Here is an 18,570-nt window from a genome sequence, read left to right as displayed (position 1 = left end):
GCGTACACATCCGATCCTGTCACGGACCTCCGACGGCACCGGCGCCGGAATTGTCGGTGGGGCCGCCTAGGATCGGGGGCGTGGCAGATTCAGCATCGAAGAAGACCGACCAGCCGACCGCAGCGGACCGCCCCCGCCTGATGCTCATGGACGGGCACTCCCTGGCGTACCGGGCGTTCTTCGCGCTGCCCGCGGAGAATTTCACGACAGCGACGGGGCAGCCGACCAACGCCATCTACGGGTTCGCGTCGATGCTGGCGAACACGCTGCGCGACGAGGCGCCCACGCACTTCGCGGTCGCGTTCGACGTGTCCCGCAAGACGTGGCGCTCGGAGGAGTTCCCCGAGTACAAGGCGAACCGCTCCAAGACCCCCGACGAGTTCAAGGGGCAGGTCGAGCTGATCGGCGAGCTCCTCGACGCGATGGGCGTGCCGCGTTTCGCGATCGACGGCTTCGAGGCCGACGACGTGATCGCGACGCTGGCCACGCAGGCCGAGGCCCTCGGCTTCGACGTGCTGATCGTCACCGGTGACCGGGACTCCTTCCAGCTGGTCTCCGAGCACACCACCGTGCTCTACCCCACCAAGGGCGTCTCGGAGCTGACCCGCTTCACCCCGGAGAAGGTCGAGGAGAAGTACGGGCTCACCCCCCAGCAGTACCCGGACTTCGCGGCCCTGCGCGGAGACCCGTCCGACAACCTCCCCGGGATCCCGGGCGTCGGCGAGAAGACCGCCGCCAAGTGGATCACCCAGTTCGGGTCGTTCAAGGAGCTCGTCGAGCGCGCCGAAGAGGTCAAGGGCAAGGCCGGGCAGAACTTCCGGGACCACCTGGAGGCCGTGAAGCTCAACCGCGTCCTGACCGAGATGGTCAAGGACGTCGCCCTGTCCAAGACCCCCGCCGACCTGGCCCGCGTCCCCTACGACCGCAGCGCCGTCACCGGCGTGCTGGACGTACTGGAGATCCGCAACGCCTCGCTGCGCGAGCGGCTGCTCGCCGTCGACCCGGGTGCGGCCGAGGAGGAGGCCCCGGCGCCCGTGGCGGCCGGCGTGGAGCTGGACGGCTCCGTGCTGGGCGCGGGCGAGCTCGCACCGTGGCTCGAAACCCACGGCGGTGCGCCGCTCGGCGTGTCCACCGTCGACAGCTGGGCGCTGGGCCAGGGCAACGTCAGCGAGATCGCGCTGGCCTCGGCCGCGGGCGCGGCCGCCTGGTTCGATCCGTCCGAGCTGGACGAGGCCGACGAGCAGGCCTTCGCCGCCTGGGCCGCCGACGCCGCCAGGCCGAAGGTGGTGCACAACGCCAAGGCGCTGATGCGGGTCTTCCCCGAGCACGGCTGGACCCTGGCCGGGGTCGTCATGGACACCGCGCTCGCCGCCTACCTGGTCAAGCCGGGCCGCCGCTCCTTCGCGCTCGACGTGCTGTCCCAGGAGTACCTGCACCGGGAGCTGGCGCCGGCCGCCGCCGACGGTCAGCTCGCCTTCGGCGCCGACGACATCGCCGAGGCCCAGGCCCTGATGGCGCAGGCCCGCGCCGTCCTGGACCTCGGGGACGCCTTCGCGGTCAAGCTGCCCGAGGTGGGCGCGGCCGAGCTGCTCCACGACATGGAGCTGCCCACCTCCGAGCTGCTGGCCCGGATGGAGCGGGCGGGGATCGCCGCCGACCGCAGCCACCTCGAAGCCATGGAGCAGCAGTTCGGCGCGGCCGTGCAGCAGGCGGTGAAGGAGGCGCACGCGGCGGTCGGCCACGAGTTCAACCTCGGCTCGCCCAAGCAGCTCCAGGAGGTGTTCTTCGGCGAGCTGGACCTGCCGAAGACGAAGAAGACCAAGACCGGCTACACCACGGACGCGGACGCGCTGGCCTGGCTGGCCGCGCAGACCGACCACGAACTCCCGGTGATCATGCTCCGACACCGGGAGCAGGCGAAGCTGCGCGTCACCGTCGAGGGCCTGGTCAAGACGGTCGCCGCCGACGGCCGGGTGCACACCAGCTTCAGCCAGACCGTCGCCGCGACCGGACGCCTGTCCTCCACCGACCCCAATCTGCAGAACGTGCCGGTGCGCACCGACGAGGGCCGCGCGATCCGCCGCGGCTTCGTCGTCGGCGAGGGCTTCGAATCCCTCATGACCGCCGACTACAGCCAGATCGAGCTGCGCGTCATGGCCCACCTCTCCGAGGACGAGGGCCTCATCGAGGCGTTCCTGTCCGGCGAGGACCTGCACACCACCGTCGCCTCCCAGGTGTTCGGCGTCGAGCGATCCGCGGTCGACGCCGAGATGCGCCGCAAGATCAAGGCCATGTCCTACGGCTTGGCCTACGGGCTCTCCGCGTTCGGCCTCGCCCAGCAGCTGAACATCGAGCCCGGCGAGGCCCGCGGCCTGATGGAGACCTTCTTCGAGCGGTTCGGCGGGGTCCGGGACTACCTGGGCCGCGTCGTCGAGGAGGCCCGCGCCACCGGATACACGGCGACCGTCTTCGGCCGCCGCCGCTACCTGCCCGACCTCAACAGCGACAACCGCCAGCGCCGCGAGGCCGCCGAGCGGATGGCGCTGAACGCCCCGATCCAGGGCACCGCCGCCGACATCGTCAAGGTCGCGATGCTGCGCGTCGACAAGGCGATCACCGGGGCCGGGCTGAAGTCGCGGATGCTGCTCCAGGTCCACGACGAAATCGTGCTGGAGATCGCCCCGGGCGAGCGCGAGAAGGTGGAGGAGCTGGTGCGCCGCGAGATGGCCGCCGCCGTCGACCTCCAGGCCCCGCTCGACGTGTCCGTGGGCGTCGGCCCCGACTGGGAGTCCGCCGCCCACTGATCCCCGGCCGGCCCGCTGATCTTCCGGCAGGCCGGTACGCCGACGCCCGTTCCCGCTAGGCGGTGGGGACGGGCGTCGGCTTTCGCGCCCCCGAGTCCTCCTCCGCACCCGAATCCTCGTCCGCGCGGCGGCCGCGGCCGCCCCGGTGGCGCAGCCGTACGAGGACCCCGTACAGCAGGAGGGCCACGCACAGGCCGCCGCCGGCGCCGAAGCAGACGGTCGGGATGATGTCGAGCGGCCTACGGATCCGGTCGAAGAAGGTGAAGAAGCGGAGCACGCGCAGCGTCACCCCGACCGCCACGCACCCCACGACCAGCAGGACCGCGCCCCGGACCTCCGCCCGGCCGAGTACGGGTACGGACGCGGGCGCGGGGGACGGCGGCAGCCGGCGCAGCGCCGTCCCCGTGAACCAGATCAGCGCGCAGGCGGCGACGGCCGAAGTCCCGTACTGCAGGTACGAGTAGAGCGGCAGCCCGAAGGCGAGGGGCTCGCCGAGCCACGGCAGTGCGCGCGTCCCCCAGCGGTCCACGTGCGTGAAGCTGTCCCACGCGACGTGCGTGAGGGAGCCGGCCACCGCCGAGAGGTAGAACCACAGGGCGAGCGAGGGCAGCCGGCGGCCCCGCCAGTGCTCGCCGCGCACGAGGGAGTGGACGCGGCCCCGCCAGCCGCGCGGCAGGAGCGCGATCAGCGGCTCGCGCAGCAGCAGCCAGCACGCCGCGAGGGCCGCGGTGAGCACGGCGTCCGCGGTCAGCACCCCCGGCAGCGAATGCGTGAAGGTGCCGTACGGCTTGACGCCCGAGACGACGGTGTCCGCGAAGTAGAAGGTGTCCGGCGCGAACGAGCCGAGGACCAGCGCGGAGGCGACGAGCGGCCCCCGTGCGCGGCTGGTCCGGCGGATGGCCGGAAGCACGGCTGCCGCGTGGCTGAGAGTGAACGGCATGACACCTCGTAGGGGTTCTTCGGGCAGTGAGCCCAGTATGAGTGACCTGCGGAACTCGTGGGGAAGTCGTGAAATCCGAACCGCGATGCGTGCCCATCGCAGGGAGTTGACGTAGGGTCACGCGGATGTCGAGGGGGAGAGGGTCCGGCTCATGGCGGCTCGGATACGGATACGGATACGGATGCCGGCACGGTTCGGTGGGGCGGTGCGCAAGAGCGGGGCGGCCGTCCTGGTCGCCGCGTTGGCGGCCGCCGCGATGACCGCCTCTCAGGGGCCCGTGACCGGCCCCCGCGAGCGGACGGCCGCGGCGGGCGAGGGCGCGCCTGCGGCCGGGGCGCCGGCCGAGGGTGCCGCCGGGGACACCTCGTACTTCACCGCGCTCCCGCCGCTCGTGAGCCCCGAGCCGCCGGCCGTGCTGCTGGGCGAGGACGGGGCGGCGCCGCAGCCGGCGGCCGCGGAAGGGACGCCGCGGAACGAACCCGTCGCCATGGGCGGGGCGGAGGGCGCCCAGGGGGTACCGGCGAGCGTGCTCGCCGCCTACCGGCAAGCGGAGCAGGCGGTCGGCGCGAGCGACCCCGGGTGCGGGCTGCGCTGGCAGCTCCTCGCCGCGATCGGCAAGGTCGAGTCGGACCACGCGCGCGGCGGCCGGGTCAACGCCGCCGGTACGACGCTGCGGCCGATCCTGGGCCCCGTGCTCGACGGCAACGGCTTCGCGAACATCTCCGACACGGACCGCGGGGCCTACGACGGGGACGCCCGGTACGACCGGGCGGTCGGGCCGATGCAGTTCATCCCGTCCACGTGGGTCTCGTGGGGCCAGGACGGCAACGGCGACGGCAAGCGCGACCCCGGCAACGTCCACGACGCCGCGCTCGCCGCCGGGCGCTACCTGTGCGCCGGCACGCGGGACCTGCGGGTGGACGCCGACCTGGACCGGGCCGTGCTGTCGTACAACCAGTCCGGCGCGTACCTGCGGACGGTGCGGTCGTGGTTCGCGTACTACCTGAAGGGGGCGCACGCCGTCCCGGACGGCCGCGGCTCGGCCGGCGCCCCAGCGGCGACGGCCCCCAAGCCGAAGCCGAAGCCGAAGCCCACCCCCGCCCCGCCGCCGTCCCCGACGCCCGGGCCCACGCCGAGTCCGACGCCCACGCCGACGCCGACGCCCGTGCCGGACCCTTCACCCGTGCCGACACCGACGCCGTCTCCGGCCCCCACGCCCGTGCCCACGCCGGATCCGACGCCTACGCCCACGCCCACGCCCGAGCCCACGCCCACTCCCAGCCCCGAGCCGACGCCCACGCCGGTGCCCACACCGAAGCCCGAGCCCACGCCGGAACCGACGCCGACGCCGACTCCCGCGCCCACCCCTTCGCCCGCCGCCTCACCGTCCCCGAAGCCCAAGCCGTCCCCGACTCCGACGACGGTCCCGTCGCCCGCCGCCCCCACCCCGGCGCCCACGGCCACCCCGTAACGCACACCGCCGGGCCGTACCTCGGGCGGCCCGGCGGCCCAGTCGCACGGCCGGGGCCGTGCCGCCCCGTCCCCGTCTGATCAGTGGCACAAACGGTTCTCATCTGTCACCCGCATTGCTACGGTGCCCCCTCCCTGACGACCAATCAGATTCCGGAGGCCCCGGCATGCGCGCAATCGTCGCCGCCGCCAGCGGTCTCGTCCTCGCGGTGCTCCTCGTCTTCGCCGTCACGGCGATGGGGACGCCGGATGGCAAGACCTCACCGAAGCCCCTGCTCACCACCGCGCCTGCCGCGCCCGGAAAGTAGAGGAGGGCCCGGCCATGCGACGCAGAGCCAGCCTCGTCCTGCTAGCCCTCGCCGTGTTCTGCGCGGCCCTCGCACCGCTGCTGCGCTGGTACGCGTACCCCCGGCTGGCGAAGATCCCGCCGAACCAGTACCAGGAAGTGGTCCTGGAGGCGAAGGACGCGACCCTCCTCGACTACACCGCCGGCATGGAGCCGAAGAAGGTCGACAAGGTCACCATCGTCCAGACCCTGAAGGGCAACGTCGAGGCGTCGAAGGAGATCGAGGCCGACGCCGGCAAGGACGTGGTCGTCTGGGACACGCTGACGTACATCATGGGGCCGGACGGCAAGATGGTCTCCCAGGTACCCGAGCGCTACATCTTCGACGCCCACTCCCAGGACCCGGTCCACGCCACCGGCGAATCCGTGGACGGGGACGCGGTCACGCGCGAGGGCATCGAGTTCAAGTGGCCGTTCTTCACCGAGCCGCGCGACTACCTGTACTTCGACGCGCAGACCCGCAGCTCCTCTCCCATCCACTACGTCGGCCCGCGCAAGTTCAAGGGCGTGGACGTCTACTACTACGAGCAGACCATCCCCTGGACGAAGGTCTCGCTGCCGAAGAAGATGCCGATCGAGGGCATCGATCCGGTGACCTTCGAGAAGAGCACGGGCACCACCCTCTGGTACTCGACCAAGGCGATGTTCTGGGTCGACCCGGTGACCGGGGCGCCCGTCAACGCCGAGCAGGAGATCAAGCAGGAGATGCGCGGCGGCATCGCGGCCGGCGGGCCCGACGGCAAGCTCACCGTCTTCGCCGGACACGTGAAGATGCGCGAGGACTACAGCGAGTACACCGTCGACCTGGTCAAGTCGAACCGGACCAAGGTGCTCGCGCTCCACACCTACGCGCCGGCCGGCCTCGCGGCCGGCGGGCTCGTGCTCTTCGGGCTCGCGCTGTGGCTGGAGGCGCGCGGCCGCCGGCGCCCCGACGACGGCCGCCCGGACCCGGTCATCGCTTGAGCCGGGAGGTGGTGTGCCGGGTGGGCTCGGCGGTCGCCGGGTCCTGCGGCCACGGGTGCTTGGGGTAGCGGCCGCGCAGCTCCGCACGGACGGCCCGGTACCCGCCCTGCCAGAACGACGCCAGGTCGGCGGTGACGGCGGCGGGCCGGCCGGCGGGCGACAGCAGATGAACGAGTACGGGAACCCCCGCGACCCGGGGGGTCTCGGCCAGCCCGAACAGCTCCTGGAGCTTGACGGCGAGTACGGGCTGCCCGTGCTCGGCGGCGTAGTCCACGCGGATCCGCGAACCGCTGGGCACCTCGATCCGCTCCGGGGCCAGCTCGTCGAGCCGGGCGGCTTCGCCGGTGGCCCAGGGCAGCAGGCGGTTCAGCGCCTGCCCGGCGTCGATCCGCGCGAGGTCGGCGCGGCGCCGGGCCCGCGACAGCTCGGGCTCCAGCCAGTCGGCGGCACGCTCCAGCAGGACGGCGTCGTCGGCCACGTCGGGCCAGGCGCCGCCGAGCGTGCGGTGCAGGAATCCGAGTCGGGCCCGGAGCGCCCGCGAGTCGGGCGTCCAGCGCAGCAGCCCGAGCCCCTCGGTGCGCAGCCCGTCGAGCAGCGCGGCCCGGACGAGGTCCCGGTCGGGGGCGCGCAGGGGCCGGGTGGCGAGCTCGATCGCACCGAGACGGGTGACGCTCCGGGCGACGAGGTCCCCGTCCTCCCAGTGCACCTCTTCGCCCGAGCGGAACAGGTGGTCGGCGGCCGCCCTGGCGGTGTCCTCGTCGATGAGGGCTCCGAGACGGACGCGGGCGGAGGCGGAGTGCGGGGGCCTGTCGGCGACCGCGACCGCCAGCCAGGGCGCGCTGCGCAGGCCCGATCCCTCGCCGAGCTCGGCGGCGGTCCCGGAGGCCATGAGGAAGGCCCCCTGGCCCTTGGCCCTGGCGACCCGCTCCGGGAACGCGAGGGCGGCGACCAGCCCGGCGGCGGCGTCGTCGGGGAGGGGGGAGCGGGCTGGAGATCTCAGCCCCGCCGGCGTTCGAGGCGCGGGGGCCGGGGCGGAATCCCGGGAATCGGGAAGGGGCGGGGTGGGGGAGGGCCCCGCAGGGTCTCTTTCCGCGGCGGCGCGCTCCAAGCGCCTGGCCTCCGCCCGCCAGCGGGACGCGTACGCGTCACCGCCCGCGCGGGCCCGGCGCCACGCGGCGGCCAGGTCGTCCCCGTACTCCCGCGGCGGCTCCTCGCTCAGCAGCGCGACCAGCTCCGCCGCCCGGCGCTGTCCCAGCGCGGCGGATCCGTCCAGCAGGGCCCGCGCGAGGCGCGGGTGCAGGCCGAGGCGGGCCATCCGCAGCCCCCGCGGGGTGGGCCGGCCCGCCGGGGAGAGCGCACCCACCGCCTGGAGCACCTCCCGCGCCGCCGCCATCGCTCCGGCCGGCGGCGGGTCGAGCAGGGCCAGCCCCGTCGCGTCGGGGTCGCCCCAGCAGGCGGCCTGGAGGGCGAACTGCGCCAGGTCCGCGATCCGGATCTCGGGGGAGGGATAGGAGGGGAGCCGCGCGTCCTCGGCCTCGGCCCAGCAGCGGTACACCGTGCCCGGTGCCTCCCGCCCGGCCCGGCCCGCGCGCTGGCGCCCGGCCGCGCGGGAGGCCCGTACGGTCGCCAGCGCGCCCAGGCCCCGCGCGTGGTCGACCCGGGGTTCGCGGGCCAGCCCCGAGTCCACGACGATCCGTACGCCCGGCACGGTCAGGCTGGATTCCGCGACGGCGGTGGACAGGATGACCCGGCGGTGCGCGGCCGGGGACAGCGCCGCGTCCTGGACGGCGGCCGGTGCGCGGCCGTGGATCTGCAGGACCTCCGCGTCGACGCCGGTGAGCTGTCCGGCCACCCGGGCGATCTCGCCGACGCCGGGGAGGAAGCACAGCACGTCGCCGGAACGTTCCGCCAGCGCCCGTCGTACCACCGAGGCCACGTGCGTCAGCTGCGCCGGGTCCACCCGCATCCCGTGCGGCGGCCGCACCGGCCGGGCCGGCGGCGCCCACACGGTCTCCACCGGGTACGAGACGCCCGCCGCCTCCACGACCGGGGCCCCACCGGGACCGCCCCCACCGAGAACCCGGGACCAGCCGGCCGCGTCGGTGGTCGCCGAGGCCGCGAGGAGGCGCAGCTCCGGGCGCAGGGTTTCGCGTACGTCGAGGAGGAAGGCGGCGACGGTGTCGGCGTCGAGGTGCCGCTCGTGGCATTCGTCGAGGATCACCACGTCGACCCCGGAGAGCTCCTGGTCCCGCTGGAGCCGCTGGAGCAGCACTCCGGTGGTGACCACCTCGACCACCGTGCCGGGGCCGACCACCCGCTCACCGCGCACGGTGAAGCCCACCGAGGCGCCGACCGGCTCGCCGAGCAGCCAGGCCATCCGGCGGGCCGCCGCGCGGGCGGCGATCCGGCGCGGTTCGGCGACCACGACCCGGCGGCGCGGCCCCGCCGGTGTGCCGCCCGCCAGTGCGCCTCCCGCCGTCGCGGCGCCGGCCGGTCCGACGCCCGTCAGCCCGGCCAGTACCAGCGGTACCAGCGTGGTCTTGCCGGTGCCCGGCGGGGCGCACAGGACGGCGGCGCCGTGGGCGTCGAGCGCCGAGACGAGCGCGGGCACGGCTTCCCGTACGGGAAGGGCATCGAGTTCGGCCGTCCGGATCACGCGCTCAGTCCCGTTCGCACACGAAGATCGCGGTTCCGGGGATCAGGTTGCCGCGCAGCGGGGACCAGCCTCCCCACTCCTGGCTGTTCCACGCGGGCCACTCGGGCTCGACCAGGTCGATCAGGCGGAAGCCGCCCGCGACGACGTCCCGTACCCGGTCGCCGAGGGTGCGGTGGTGCTCCACGTAGACGGCGGAGCCCTGCTCGTCCTGTTCGACGTAGGGGGTGCGGTCGAAGTAGGAGGCGGCGACGGACAGGCCCTCGGGGCCGGGCTCGTCCGGGAACGCCCAGCGCAGGGGGTGGGTGACGGAGAAGACCCAGCGGCCGCCGGGGCGCAGCACCCGGTGGACCTCGCGCATGACGTTCACGGGGTCGGCGACGAAGGGGACGGCGCCGTAGGCGGAGCAGGCGAGGTCGAAGGAGCCGTCGCGGAAGGGGAGCCGGCCGGCGTCGGCCTCGACGAGGGGTACGTCGTCTCCGATGCGCAGGGCGTGCTGGAGCTGGCGGTGGGAGAGGTCCAGGGCGACGGGGCGGGCTCCCTGGGCGGCGAGCCAGCGCGAGCACTGGGCGGCGCCGGCGCCGATCTCCAGGACGTCCCTGCCCTTGAGGGCCGAGGCGGGGCCGAGGAGGGCGGCGTCCGCCTCGTCCAGGCCTTCGGGGCCCCAGACGAAGCGGTCGTCGCCGAGGAACGCGCCGTGTTCGCTCTGGTACTCGTCGGCGTTGCGGTCCCACCAGCCACGACTCGCGCGGCTGCTCTCCGCTTCGCCCGCGGCACGGCGGGTGGCCTCGGCGTCGTCCTCGGCGGCCGCTCCGGCTCCGTACGCTTCTTCGGGGGCGTTGTCCTCTTGGTTCATGGGGCCCGTCGTCGTAGTCTGCGAATGTCTGGCGAGTGTCTTCGAAAAGTCGGCCGGAGCGGTCATCCGTGCCTGCCCGCCCACGAATTGTGCCGGTTGTGCGGTGATCCGCCCGGGGTGTGCGGCTTCGCGCATTGACCCTGTCCGGCTGCCCCCGTATGCTACAAGTTGCGCTGCGAGCCTGTGCTCCTCAGACCTAGCAGGCTGCGCTTGTATCTGTCGATGTCCCCTCGGTTTTCGAGGCCCCCACCCCGCATTTCGCGGAACTGGGGCTTCCTTGGCTGTCCGGCTTCTCGGCAGATGCCGATAAGGGCTCCCGGCGTAGCAGTACCTACGACTTTCTGTCCGTAACCGGAGCCCTTACCCACATGACGAGCAGCACCGAGACCACCGCCACCACTCCGCAGGTTGCGGTCAACGACATCGGTGACGAGGCAGCGTTCCTCGCCGCGATCGACGAGACGATCAAGTACTTCAACGACGGCGACATCGTCGACGGCGTCATCGTGAAGGTGGACCGGGACGAGGTTCTCCTCGACATCGGTTACAAGACCGAGGGCGTCATCCCGAGCCGCGAGCTCTCGATCAAGCACGATGTCGACCCGAACGACGTTGTCAAGGTCGGCGACGAGATCGAGGCCCTCGTCCTCCAGAAGGAGGACAAGGAAGGCCGTCTGATCCTGTCCAAGAAGCGCGCACAGTACGAGCGCGCCTGGGGCACGATCGAGAAGATCAAGGAAGAAGACGGCATCGTCACCGGTACCGTCATCGAGGTCGTCAAGGGTGGTCTCATCCTCGACATCGGCCTCCGCGGCTTCCTGCCGGCCTCCCTCGTCGAGATGCGTCGCGTCCGCGACCTCCAGCCCTACGTGGGCAAGGAGCTCGAGGCGAAGATCATCGAGCTGGACAAGAACCGCAACAACGTGGTCCTGTCCCGCCGTGCCTGGCTCGAGCAGACCCAGTCCGAGGTTCGCCAGACGTTCCTCACCACCCTGCAGAAGGGTCAGGTCCGCTCCGGCGTCGTTTCCTCGATCGTCAACTTCGGTGCCTTCGTGGACCTGGGTGGCGTCGACGGTCTCGTCCACGTCTCCGAGCTGTCCTGGAAGCACATCGACCACCCGTCCGAGGTTGTCGAGGTCGGCCAGGAAGTCACCGTCGAGGTCCTCGACGTCGACATGGACCGCGAGCGCGTCTCCCTGTCGCTGAAGGCGACGCAGGAAGACCCGTGGCAGCAGTTCGCCCGGACGCACCAGATCGGTCAGGTCGTCCCGGGTAAGGTCACCAAGCTGGTTCCGTTCGGTGCGTTCGTCCGCGTGGACGAGGGCATCGAGGGTCTGGTCCACATCTCCGAGCTGGCCGAGCGCCACGTGGAGATCCCGGAGCAGGTCGTCCAGGTCAACGACGAGATCTTCGTCAAGGTCATCGACATCGACCTCGAGCGTCGCCGGATCTCGCTGTCGCTGAAGCAGGCCAACGAGTCCTTCGGTGCCGACCCGGCGTCGGTCGAGTTCGACCCGACCCTGTACGGCATGGCCGCGTCGTACGACGACCAGGGGAACTACATCTACCCCGAGGGCTTCGACCCCGAGACCAACGACTGGCTCGAGGGCTTCGACAAGCAGCGCGAAGCCTGGGAGGGCCAGTACGCCGAGGCGCAGCAGCGCTTCGAGCAGCACCAGGCCCAGGTCATCAAGAGCCGCGAGGCCGACGAGGCCGCCGCTGCCGAGGGTGCGGCCGCTCCGGCCGCCGGTGGCAGCAGCAGCAGCAGCGCCGGTGCGGGCATCTCGGGTGGTTCGTACTCCTCCGAGGGTGCGGACGAGACCTCTGGCGCCCTGGCGTCGGACGAGGCCCTCGCCGCGCTCCGCGAGAAGCTGGCCGGCGGCCAGAGCTGATCGCAGCAGCGCAGCACGGCGTGAGCTGAGCTGATCGTTCAACGGTAAGGCCCGTCCCCTCAGGGGGGCGGGCCTTACCGCGTTGTACGGGTCCCCGGCCGTACGGGACCCGCCGTACGGGGCTGGTGGTACGGGGGCCGTCGCGCGGGGTGCTGTGGCCCGCGGCGTATCCGCCTCCGGCCGGCCGCGAGTTGGCGTGGGTTTCCTCGGGTTCCCGCGAAATGCGGCCAACTAGGGAATGGTGACGGTCCCTTGGACGTTCTTGCCAGGGAACGAGGCGAGGAGGAGTGGTGACGGTGCTTGATCCACAGGGTTTGTACGAATGGGACGCCAAGGGCCTGGCGGTGGCCGACCTGGCGCTCGCCCAGGACTCGGCCGGGCTGGTCATGCTCTACCACTTCGAGGGGTACATCGACGCGGGCGAAACCGGCGAGCAGATCGTCGAGCGGCTGCTCGACACCCTGCCCCACCAGGTCGTGGCCCGCTTCGACGCGGACCGGCTCGTGGACTACCGGGCACGCCGCCCGCTGCTGACCTTCCAGCGCGACCACTGGACGGACTTCGAGGAGCCGCTGCTGGAGGTGCGCCTGGTCCAGGACGCCACGGGCGCGCCCTTCCTGCTGCTGTCCGGCCCGGAGCCGGACGTGGAGTGGGAGCGCTTCGCCGTCGCCGTCCGGCAGATCGTCGAGCGCCTGGGCGTCCGGCTGTCCGTCAACTTCCACGGCATCCCCATGGGCGTCCCGCACACCCGGCCCGTCGGGATCACCCCGCACGGAAACCGGACCGACCTCATGCCGGGCCACCGCAGCCCCTTCGACGAGGCGCAGGTGCCGGGCAGCGCCGAATCGCTCGTGGAGTTCCGCCTCGGCCAGGCCGGACACGACGTACTGGGCGTAGCCGCCCACGTACCGCACTACGTGGCGCGCTCGCCCTACCCGGACGCCGCGCTGACGGTCCTCGAGGCCATCACGGCCGCGACCGGGCTGGTCCTCCCGGCGGTGGCGCACGCGCTGCGCACCGAGGCGCACCGCACCCAGACGGAGATCGACCGGCAGATCCGGGAGGGCGACGAGGAGCTCGTCAGCCTGGTGCAGGGGCTTGAGCACCAGTTCGACGCGGCGGCCGGGGCCGAGACCCGCGGCAACATGATCGCGGAGCCCGCGGAGATCCCCTCGGCGGACGAGATCGGGCGCGAGTTCGAGCGGTTCCTGGCGGAGCGCGAGGGCGAAGGCTGAGGGGCGCCTCCCGCCAGGGGCGGGGGGCCGTCCGTGAGCCGGGGGGGCGGAGGTTAGTCTGCCGGGCATGTTGAAAGTTGGCCTGACAGGCGGAATCGGCGCCGGCAAGAGCGAGGTCTCGCGGCTGCTGGCGGGGTACGGGGCGGTCGTCGTGGACGCCGACCGGATCGCGCGGGAGGTCGTGGAGCCGGGCACACCCGGGCTCGCGGCCGTCGTGTCGGCCTTCGGCGAGACCGTGCTGACCGCGGGCGGCGAGCTGGACCGGCCCAAGCTGGGGTCGATCGTGTTCGCCGACCCGGCCAAGCTGCGGATCCTCAACGGGATCGTGCACCCGCTGGTCGGGGCCCGGTCCGCCGAGCTGGAAGCCGGCGCGGGGACCGACGCGATCGTGGTGCACGACGTACCGCTGCTCGCCGAGAACGGGCTCGCGCCACTGTACGACCTGGTCGTCGTGGTGGACGCGGAGCCCGCGACCCAGCTGGCACGGCTGACCGCGCTGCGCGGCATGGCCGAGGACGAGGCCCGGGCCCGGATGGCCGCGCAAGCCACGCGGGAGCAGCGGCTGGCCGTGGCCACGCTCGTCATCGACAACGACGGGCCGCTGGACGCGCTGGAGCCGCAGGTGCGCAAGGTGTGGGAGGAGCTCACGGCGCGCGCGGCGGGTACGGCGGACGCGGCCGGTGCGGCGGACGCCGCGGCGGAGGACACCGGGGTCTGAGGGGCCCGGCGTGCCCGGGGAAGGGCACGTGGGGCGTGGGGCATTGAACGCAGTCGTTGAGGGAAGGAACCCAACGTGTCCGACACCACGCCGCCGCTCCCGTCGCCGTCTCCGGCTCCGTCACCCGAGACGCACGTCATCGACTACCGGGCCGCCGAGCAGCTGCTCGCCGCGCGGGACCCGAGTGGTGCGGTGAAACTGCTCGACTCCGTCATAGCCGCCCACCCGGAGAACACGGCGGCCCGGCTTCTGCGGGCGCGGGCCTTCTTCGCGGCCGCCCAACTGCGTCCGGCGGCGCTGGAGTTCGAGCTGGTGCTGGAGCGCGAGCCGGACAACGCGTTCGCCCACTTCGCGCTGGCCCGCACGCACGAGCGCTCGGGCCGGCCCGAGCAGGCCCGCAAGCACTTCCGGCTGGCGGCCGCCCTCGATCCGCAGCCGGAGTACCTGGCGGCGGCCCGCTTCGAGGAGTAGCGGCGCAGCGGCGCGCTGCCGCGGCCGTGGTGCGGCGCCCAGTCGGCGGCCCACCCGTATGGCTGGCCCTGTGACGCGGACCCGACACGGACATGGTCCCGGACCCCGGTCACAGCGCTAGCGGCTCGGAGGCTCGTACGGCGGCACGTCCCGGCCGGGCTGGTAGTGCGGGCCCTGGCGGATGTGGCGGATCACGACGACCAGGTCCACGGCGGCGATTACGGCGACGGCGGCGCAGGCGGCCGCCCATCCGGGCCGGGCGGCGAGCGAGAACGCCGCCGCCCCGGCGGCGGACCAGATCAGACCCCACAGACTCAGCCAGAAGCGCAGCCGCAGCGGGCTGCGGGCGGTCACCGGCTCGTTTCCGGTTCGCATGGCCATCGCCTCGACGTGATCGACCGGTCTTGCCTCCCCTCCATGGTCCCACCGCGGGCGCGGCGCGTCCGTGTCAGGGGTTGAGCTTGTTCACGGCGGTGGTGGTCGTCTTCTTGAAGGCGGGAACGGGCGCGTCGGCCAGATTCCCCTACCGGGGAGGCCGGGGGAGGCCAGGGCGTGGGGTGGGGCGGGGTGCCCGGGGTTCCGGGAAACGTGCAGCTCAGCGGCATTGTCATAGGCCGCACCTAGACTCGACGGCAGAGGGGATCCAAGGGAGGATCCAGCCGACTGCGAAGGGAGGACGGCGTGACCATGCGAGCAACGGAGCGGCCACCCGTGTCCGCCCTGGCGGGGGGGCCTGCGGACCCGGACCGGGACCCGGTGGACGCGGCGACGCCTCCCGCACCCGTGGATCCCGCGGCCGCGGCGGCCCTGACGCGCCATGCCGCCGTCTTCCTGCCCGCTGCCGTGCCCCGCGAGAGCCGCTTCGCCTTCTGGGCCCCGGACGGGGACCCGCTGCCCGCGGCCGGGACCCCGCAGCCGCTCACCGTGGTCCGCGCCCACGGCGACGGGGTCCGCAGCCGGACCGTGCCCGCCGTCACCCTGACCGTCACCGCGGCGCTGCCGCTCCTCGTCCGCGCGGTCCGCGGCCCCGCCGCCCATCCCGCGACGCGCGCGTGGGGGACCGCCGCCGTCCAGGCACTCACCCTCGTGGCCCGCGGCCGCCTGCTGCCCGGCCTGACGCCGGACGGCATCGACGCCTGGCGGGCCGGGCCCCTCGACGCCGAGGACGTGGGGCACCTGCGCGCGGTCGCCGCCGCGCTGCCCCACGAGGGGTACGCCACCCCGCTCGCCGGCCGCCGCCCCCTCCACCTGCCCGAACCGGAGGCACTGGTCAGGGCGTTCCTCGACGCCGTCGCCGACAGCCTTCCCCGGACCCCGGCGGCGCCCTTCGCCGCGGGCCGACCGTTCGCCGCCCAGGAGCCGCAGCACGTCCCGGGGATACAGGAGTGGGCCGCGCAGGTCGCCTCCGGCGCGGACACCGGGGTCGGGATCTCGCTCCGCCTCGACCTGTCCTCCTTCCGGCTCTTCGACGAGGCGGAGGACGAGGACGTCCACCGTGCCGGAGCCGCCGTCGTCCAGGTGCACAGCCTCGCCGACCCGACCTTGGTCACGGACGCCTCGACGCTCTGGGCGGGCGCCGCCGCGGCCGGCTTCGGCCCCCGCGCCCGGATCGACGCCGTGCTCGCGCTGCGCCGTGCGGCCCGGATCTGGCCGCCCCTGCTGCGCCTGCTGGACCAGCAGGTCCCCGATGTCCTGGCCCTCTCGGATCCCGAGCTCGAAGATCTGCTGGGCCGGGCCGCGACGAGACTGGCGGCCGCCGGAGTCCTCGTCCACTGGCCGCGCGAGTTCGCCCGTACGCTGTCGGCGACCGCGGTCGTACGGTCCACCGCGCCCGGTTCCGCCACCGACGGCACCGCCTTCTTCGACGCCGAGCACCTCTTCGCCTTCTCCTGGGAGCTGGCGCTCGGCGGCGACCGGCTCACCCCGGGGGAGATGGACGCCCTCGCGCAGGCCCACCGGCCCGTGGTGCGGCTGCGCGACCAGTGGGTGCGCGTCGATCCGGAGCTGGTGCGGAAGGCGCGCAAGCGCGAGCTCGGGCTGCTGGGCCCGGTGGACGCGCTGGCCACCGTACTGACGGGGACGGCCGAGCTCGACGGGGAGCAGGTCGCGGTCGTGCCGGTGGGCGCGCTGGCCGCCCTGCGGGAGCGGCTGACCGCGGAGCTGGCCCCCCTGCCCCAGCCGCCCTCGCTGAAGGCCATCCTGCGCGACTACCAGGCGCGCGGCCTGGCCTGGCTGGACCTGATGACCTCGCTCGGTCTCGGCGGCTGCCTCGCCGACGACATGGGCCTGGGCAAGACCGTCACGCTGATCGCGCTCCATCTGCACCGCGACCGCCCCGAGCCGACGCTGGTGGTCTGCCCGGCCTCGCTGCTGGGCAACTGGCAGCGGGAGATCGAGAGGTTCGCTCCCGGCACGCCGGTGCGCCGCTTCCACGGGGCCGGCCGCAGTCTCGACGGGCTGGCGGGAGGGTTCGTCCTCACCACGTACGGGACGATGCGCGCGGGAGCGGCCCGGCTGGCCGAACAGCCGTGGGGCATGGTCGTCGCCGACGAGGCCCAGCACGTCAAGAACCCGTTCTCGGCGACCGCGAAGGCGCTGCGCACCATCCCGGCGCCGGCCCGGGTGGCACTGACCGGTACCCCGGTGGAGAACAACCTCTCCGAGCTGTGGGCGCTCCTCGACTGGACCACGCCGGGGCTGCTCGGGCCGCTCACCACGTTCCGGGCGCGGCACGCCCGTCCCGTGGAGCACCAGCAGGAGGAGGACGGCGGGAACGAGGAGGCGGTGGCCCGGCTGGCCGCTCTGGTACGGCCGTTCCTGCTGCGGCGCAAGAAGTCCGATCCGGGGATCGCGCCCGAACTGCCGCTGAAGACGGAGACCGACCACCCCGTGTCCCTCACGCGCGAGCAGGTCTCGCTCTACCAGGCCGCGGTCGACGAGGCGATGGCCGTGATCGGCGCGAGCGAGGGCATCGAGCGGCGCGGCATGATCATGAAACTGCTGGGCTCGCTCAAGCAGATCTGCAACCACCCGGCGCAGTATCTGAAGGAGGACCAGCCCCGGATCGCGCACCGCTCCGGGAAGCTGGCCCTGCTGGACGAGCTGCTCGACACGATCCTGGCCGAGGGCGGTTCGGTGCTGGTCTTCACGCAGTACGTGACGATGGCCCGGATCATCGAGCGCCATCTGACGGCGCGCGGCATCTCCCACCAACTGCTGCACGGCGGCACGCCGGTGGCCCGCCGCGAGGAGCTCGTGGACCGCTTCCAGGCCGGCGAGGCCCCCGTCTTCCTGCTGTCGCTCAAGGCCGCGGGGACCGGGCTGAACCTGACCCGGGCCGGCCACGTCATCCACTACGACCGCTGGTGGAACCCGGCCGTCGAGGAGCAGGCCACCGACCGGGCCTACCGCATCGGCCAGACCCAGCCCGTCCAGGTCCACCGGATCATCGCCGAGGGCACCGTCGAGGACCGGATCGCCGAGATGCTGGAGGCGAAGCGGGCGCTGGCCGATGCCGTGCTCGGCTCCGGCGAGTCGGCGCTGACCGAGCTGAGCGACCGTCAGCTGGCGGACCTCGTCTCCCTGCGCAGGCCCGCGTGATCACCGCGCGGGACGACCGCCGCCGCACCTTCGAGACGGTGCCGCCCGGGGTGGAGGCCGTCAGCTGGTGGGGCCGGGCCTGGGTGTCGGCGCTCGAAGCGGTGGCCCGCGACGGAGCCCGCCTGACCCGGGGGCTGACGTACGCGGCCGAGGGCCACGTCGATGCCGTCACCGTCACCCCGGGCCGGATCGTGGCCTACGTACGGGGCAGCCGGCCGCGCCCGTACCGCACCGAGCTGTCCCTGCCCGCCTTCGCGGACGCCGAGTGGAGCGAGCTCCTGGAGGCGGTCGCGGGCGATCCGACGGCGCTGGCCGCGCTGCTGGAGCGGGAAGTCCCGGAGTCGCTCGCGGAGTCGGTCCTGCCCGGGGCGGGCGAGCTCGTGCCGCACTGCTCCTGCCCGGACGTCGCGCGCCCGCCCTGCAAGCACGCCGCCGCCCTCTGCTACCGCGCGGCCCGCCTCCTGGACGCCGATCCCTTCGTCCTCCTGCTGCTGCGCGGGCGCGGCGAGCGGGAACTGCTGGAGGAGCTCACTCGCCGCAACGCCGCGCACGCCGCGCGCGAACAGCCCGGCGAGGCACCGCACTTCCCCGGGGTGCCGGCCCGCGCGGCGCTCGCCCGCGC

The 18,570-nt window shown here is 73.5% G+C and carries 14 protein-coding genes; 10 read left to right on the top strand and 4 right to left on the bottom strand.

Features of this window, described 5'->3' with window-relative positions:
- Window positions 1–80: 80 nt before the first annotated feature.
- Window positions 81–2,804: a DNA polymerase I gene (gene polA, locus J7E97_RS21920; protein WP_215029957.1), complete on the top strand. Its 2,724-nt coding sequence runs from the start codon at window positions 81–83 to the stop codon at window positions 2,802–2,804.
- Between the two features lie 55 nt (window positions 2,805–2,859).
- Here the strand turns inward: polA and J7E97_RS21915 are convergent, their stop codons facing one another.
- A complete protein-coding gene (locus J7E97_RS21915) occupies window positions 2,860–3,744 on the bottom strand; it encodes a DUF4184 family protein (RefSeq protein WP_215029954.1) in 885 nt (294 codons plus the stop codon).
- 181 nt (window positions 3,745–3,925) lie between these two features.
- On the opposite strand from J7E97_RS21915, the gene J7E97_RS21910 reads away from it, so the two are divergent.
- The 3 genes from J7E97_RS21910 (at window position 3,926) to J7E97_RS21900 (ending at window position 6,523) form a co-directional block, all read left to right on the top strand.
- Window positions 3,926–5,215: a lytic transglycosylase domain-containing protein gene (locus tag J7E97_RS21910; protein ID WP_215029952.1), complete on the top strand. Its 1,290-nt coding sequence runs from the start codon at window positions 3,926–3,928 to the stop codon at window positions 5,213–5,215.
- Between the two features lie 166 nt (window positions 5,216–5,381).
- Entirely contained in the window at window positions 5,382–5,522 is a 141-nt protein-coding gene (locus tag J7E97_RS21905) for an SPW_0924 family protein (RefSeq protein ID WP_215029949.1), read from the top strand.
- A gap of 14 nt (window positions 5,523–5,536) precedes the next feature.
- Window positions 5,537–6,523, top strand: coding sequence for a DUF3068 domain-containing protein (locus J7E97_RS21900; RefSeq protein WP_215029946.1), 987 nt, complete (start codon window positions 5,537–5,539; stop codon window positions 6,521–6,523).
- Here the strand turns inward: J7E97_RS21900 and hrpB are convergent.
- Both hrpB and J7E97_RS21890 read right to left on the bottom strand, forming a co-directional pair.
- Window positions 6,513–9,179, bottom strand: a complete 2,667-nt coding sequence (hrpB, locus tag J7E97_RS21895) for an ATP-dependent helicase HrpB (protein ID WP_215029943.1) — start codon at window positions 9,177–9,179, stop codon at window positions 6,513–6,515. The two genes, J7E97_RS21900 and hrpB, sit on opposite strands and share 11 nt — an antisense overlap.
- Window positions 9,180–9,183: 4 nt before the next feature.
- Window positions 9,184–10,032: a class I SAM-dependent methyltransferase gene (locus J7E97_RS21890; RefSeq protein WP_215029940.1), complete on the bottom strand. Its 849-nt coding sequence runs from the start codon at window positions 10,030–10,032 to the stop codon at window positions 9,184–9,186.
- Between the two features lie 368 nt (window positions 10,033–10,400).
- Between J7E97_RS21890 and rpsA the strand changes: the two genes are divergently transcribed.
- The 4 genes from rpsA (at window position 10,401) to J7E97_RS21870 (ending at window position 14,348) form a co-directional block, all read left to right on the top strand.
- A complete protein-coding gene (rpsA, locus tag J7E97_RS21885) occupies window positions 10,401–11,924 on the top strand; it encodes a 30S ribosomal protein S1 (protein ID WP_215029937.1) in 1,524 nt (507 codons plus the stop codon).
- Window positions 11,925–12,220: 296 nt separating this feature from the next.
- The gene (locus tag J7E97_RS21880) at window positions 12,221–13,159 is read left to right on the top strand and encodes a PAC2 family protein (protein ID WP_215029934.1); all 939 of its coding nucleotides are present in this window, start codon (window positions 12,221–12,223) and stop codon (window positions 13,157–13,159) included.
- Window positions 13,160–13,226: 67 nt separating this feature from the next.
- Entirely contained in the window at window positions 13,227–13,877 is a 651-nt protein-coding gene (coaE, locus tag J7E97_RS21875; protein ID WP_215029931.1) for a dephospho-CoA kinase, read from the top strand.
- 75 nt (window positions 13,878–13,952) lie between these two features.
- Entirely contained in the window at window positions 13,953–14,348 is a 396-nt protein-coding gene (locus J7E97_RS21870; RefSeq protein ID WP_215029928.1) for a tetratricopeptide repeat protein, read from the top strand.
- A gap of 117 nt (window positions 14,349–14,465) precedes the next feature.
- Here the strand turns inward: J7E97_RS21870 and J7E97_RS21865 are convergent, their stop codons facing one another.
- Window positions 14,466–14,723: a DUF6343 family protein gene (locus J7E97_RS21865; RefSeq protein WP_215029926.1), complete on the bottom strand. Its 258-nt coding sequence runs from the start codon at window positions 14,721–14,723 to the stop codon at window positions 14,466–14,468.
- 312 nt (window positions 14,724–15,035) lie between these two features.
- On the opposite strand from J7E97_RS21865, the gene J7E97_RS21860 reads away from it, so the two are divergent.
- Both J7E97_RS21860 and J7E97_RS21855 read left to right on the top strand, forming a co-directional pair.
- On the top strand, window positions 15,036–17,948 hold the full coding sequence (locus J7E97_RS21860; protein ID WP_251054941.1) for a DEAD/DEAH box helicase: 2,913 nt from the start codon (window positions 15,036–15,038) through the stop codon (window positions 17,946–17,948).
- Window positions 17,945–18,570: SWIM zinc finger family protein (locus J7E97_RS21855; protein ID WP_215029923.1), on the top strand; the 626-nt coding region annotated here is incomplete at its 3' end. The genes J7E97_RS21860 and J7E97_RS21855, both read left to right, overlap by 4 nt.

This window comes from Streptomyces sp. ISL-66 (assembly GCF_018614135.1).
Lineage (GTDB): Bacteria > Actinomycetota > Actinomycetes > Streptomycetales > Streptomycetaceae > Streptomyces.
The sequence above is the reverse complement of the archived record's forward strand: the minus strand, read 5'-3'. Positions and strand labels throughout refer to the sequence as shown.

What these genes read in the sequence shown, in the direction of transcription:
- J7E97_RS21910 (WP_215029952.1), top strand. Translation starts at nt 3,926, where the DNA reads ATGCCGGCACGGTTCGGTGGGGCGGTGCGCAAGAGCGGGGCGGCCGTC.
- J7E97_RS21915 (WP_215029954.1), bottom strand. Translation starts at nt 3,744, where the DNA reads ATGCCGTTCACTCTCAGCCACGCGGCAGCCGTGCTTCCGGCCATCCGC.
- coaE (WP_215029931.1), top strand. Translation starts at nt 13,227, where the DNA reads ATGTTGAAAGTTGGCCTGACAGGCGGAATCGGCGCCGGCAAGAGCGAG.
- rpsA (WP_215029937.1), top strand. Translation starts at nt 10,401, where the DNA reads ATGACGAGCAGCACCGAGACCACCGCCACCACTCCGCAGGTTGCGGTC.
- J7E97_RS21865 (WP_215029926.1), bottom strand. Translation starts at nt 14,723, where the DNA reads ATGCGAACCGGAAACGAGCCGGTGACCGCCCGCAGCCCGCTGCGGCTG.
- J7E97_RS21890 (WP_215029940.1), bottom strand. Translation starts at nt 10,032, where the DNA reads ATGAACCAAGAGGACAACGCCCCCGAAGAAGCGTACGGAGCCGGAGCG.
- J7E97_RS21860 (WP_251054941.1), top strand. Translation starts at nt 15,036, where the DNA reads ATGCGAGCAACGGAGCGGCCACCCGTGTCCGCCCTGGCGGGGGGGCCT.
- J7E97_RS21905 (WP_215029949.1), top strand. Translation starts at nt 5,382, where the DNA reads ATGCGCGCAATCGTCGCCGCCGCCAGCGGTCTCGTCCTCGCGGTGCTC.
- J7E97_RS21900 (WP_215029946.1), top strand. Translation starts at nt 5,537, where the DNA reads ATGCGACGCAGAGCCAGCCTCGTCCTGCTAGCCCTCGCCGTGTTCTGC.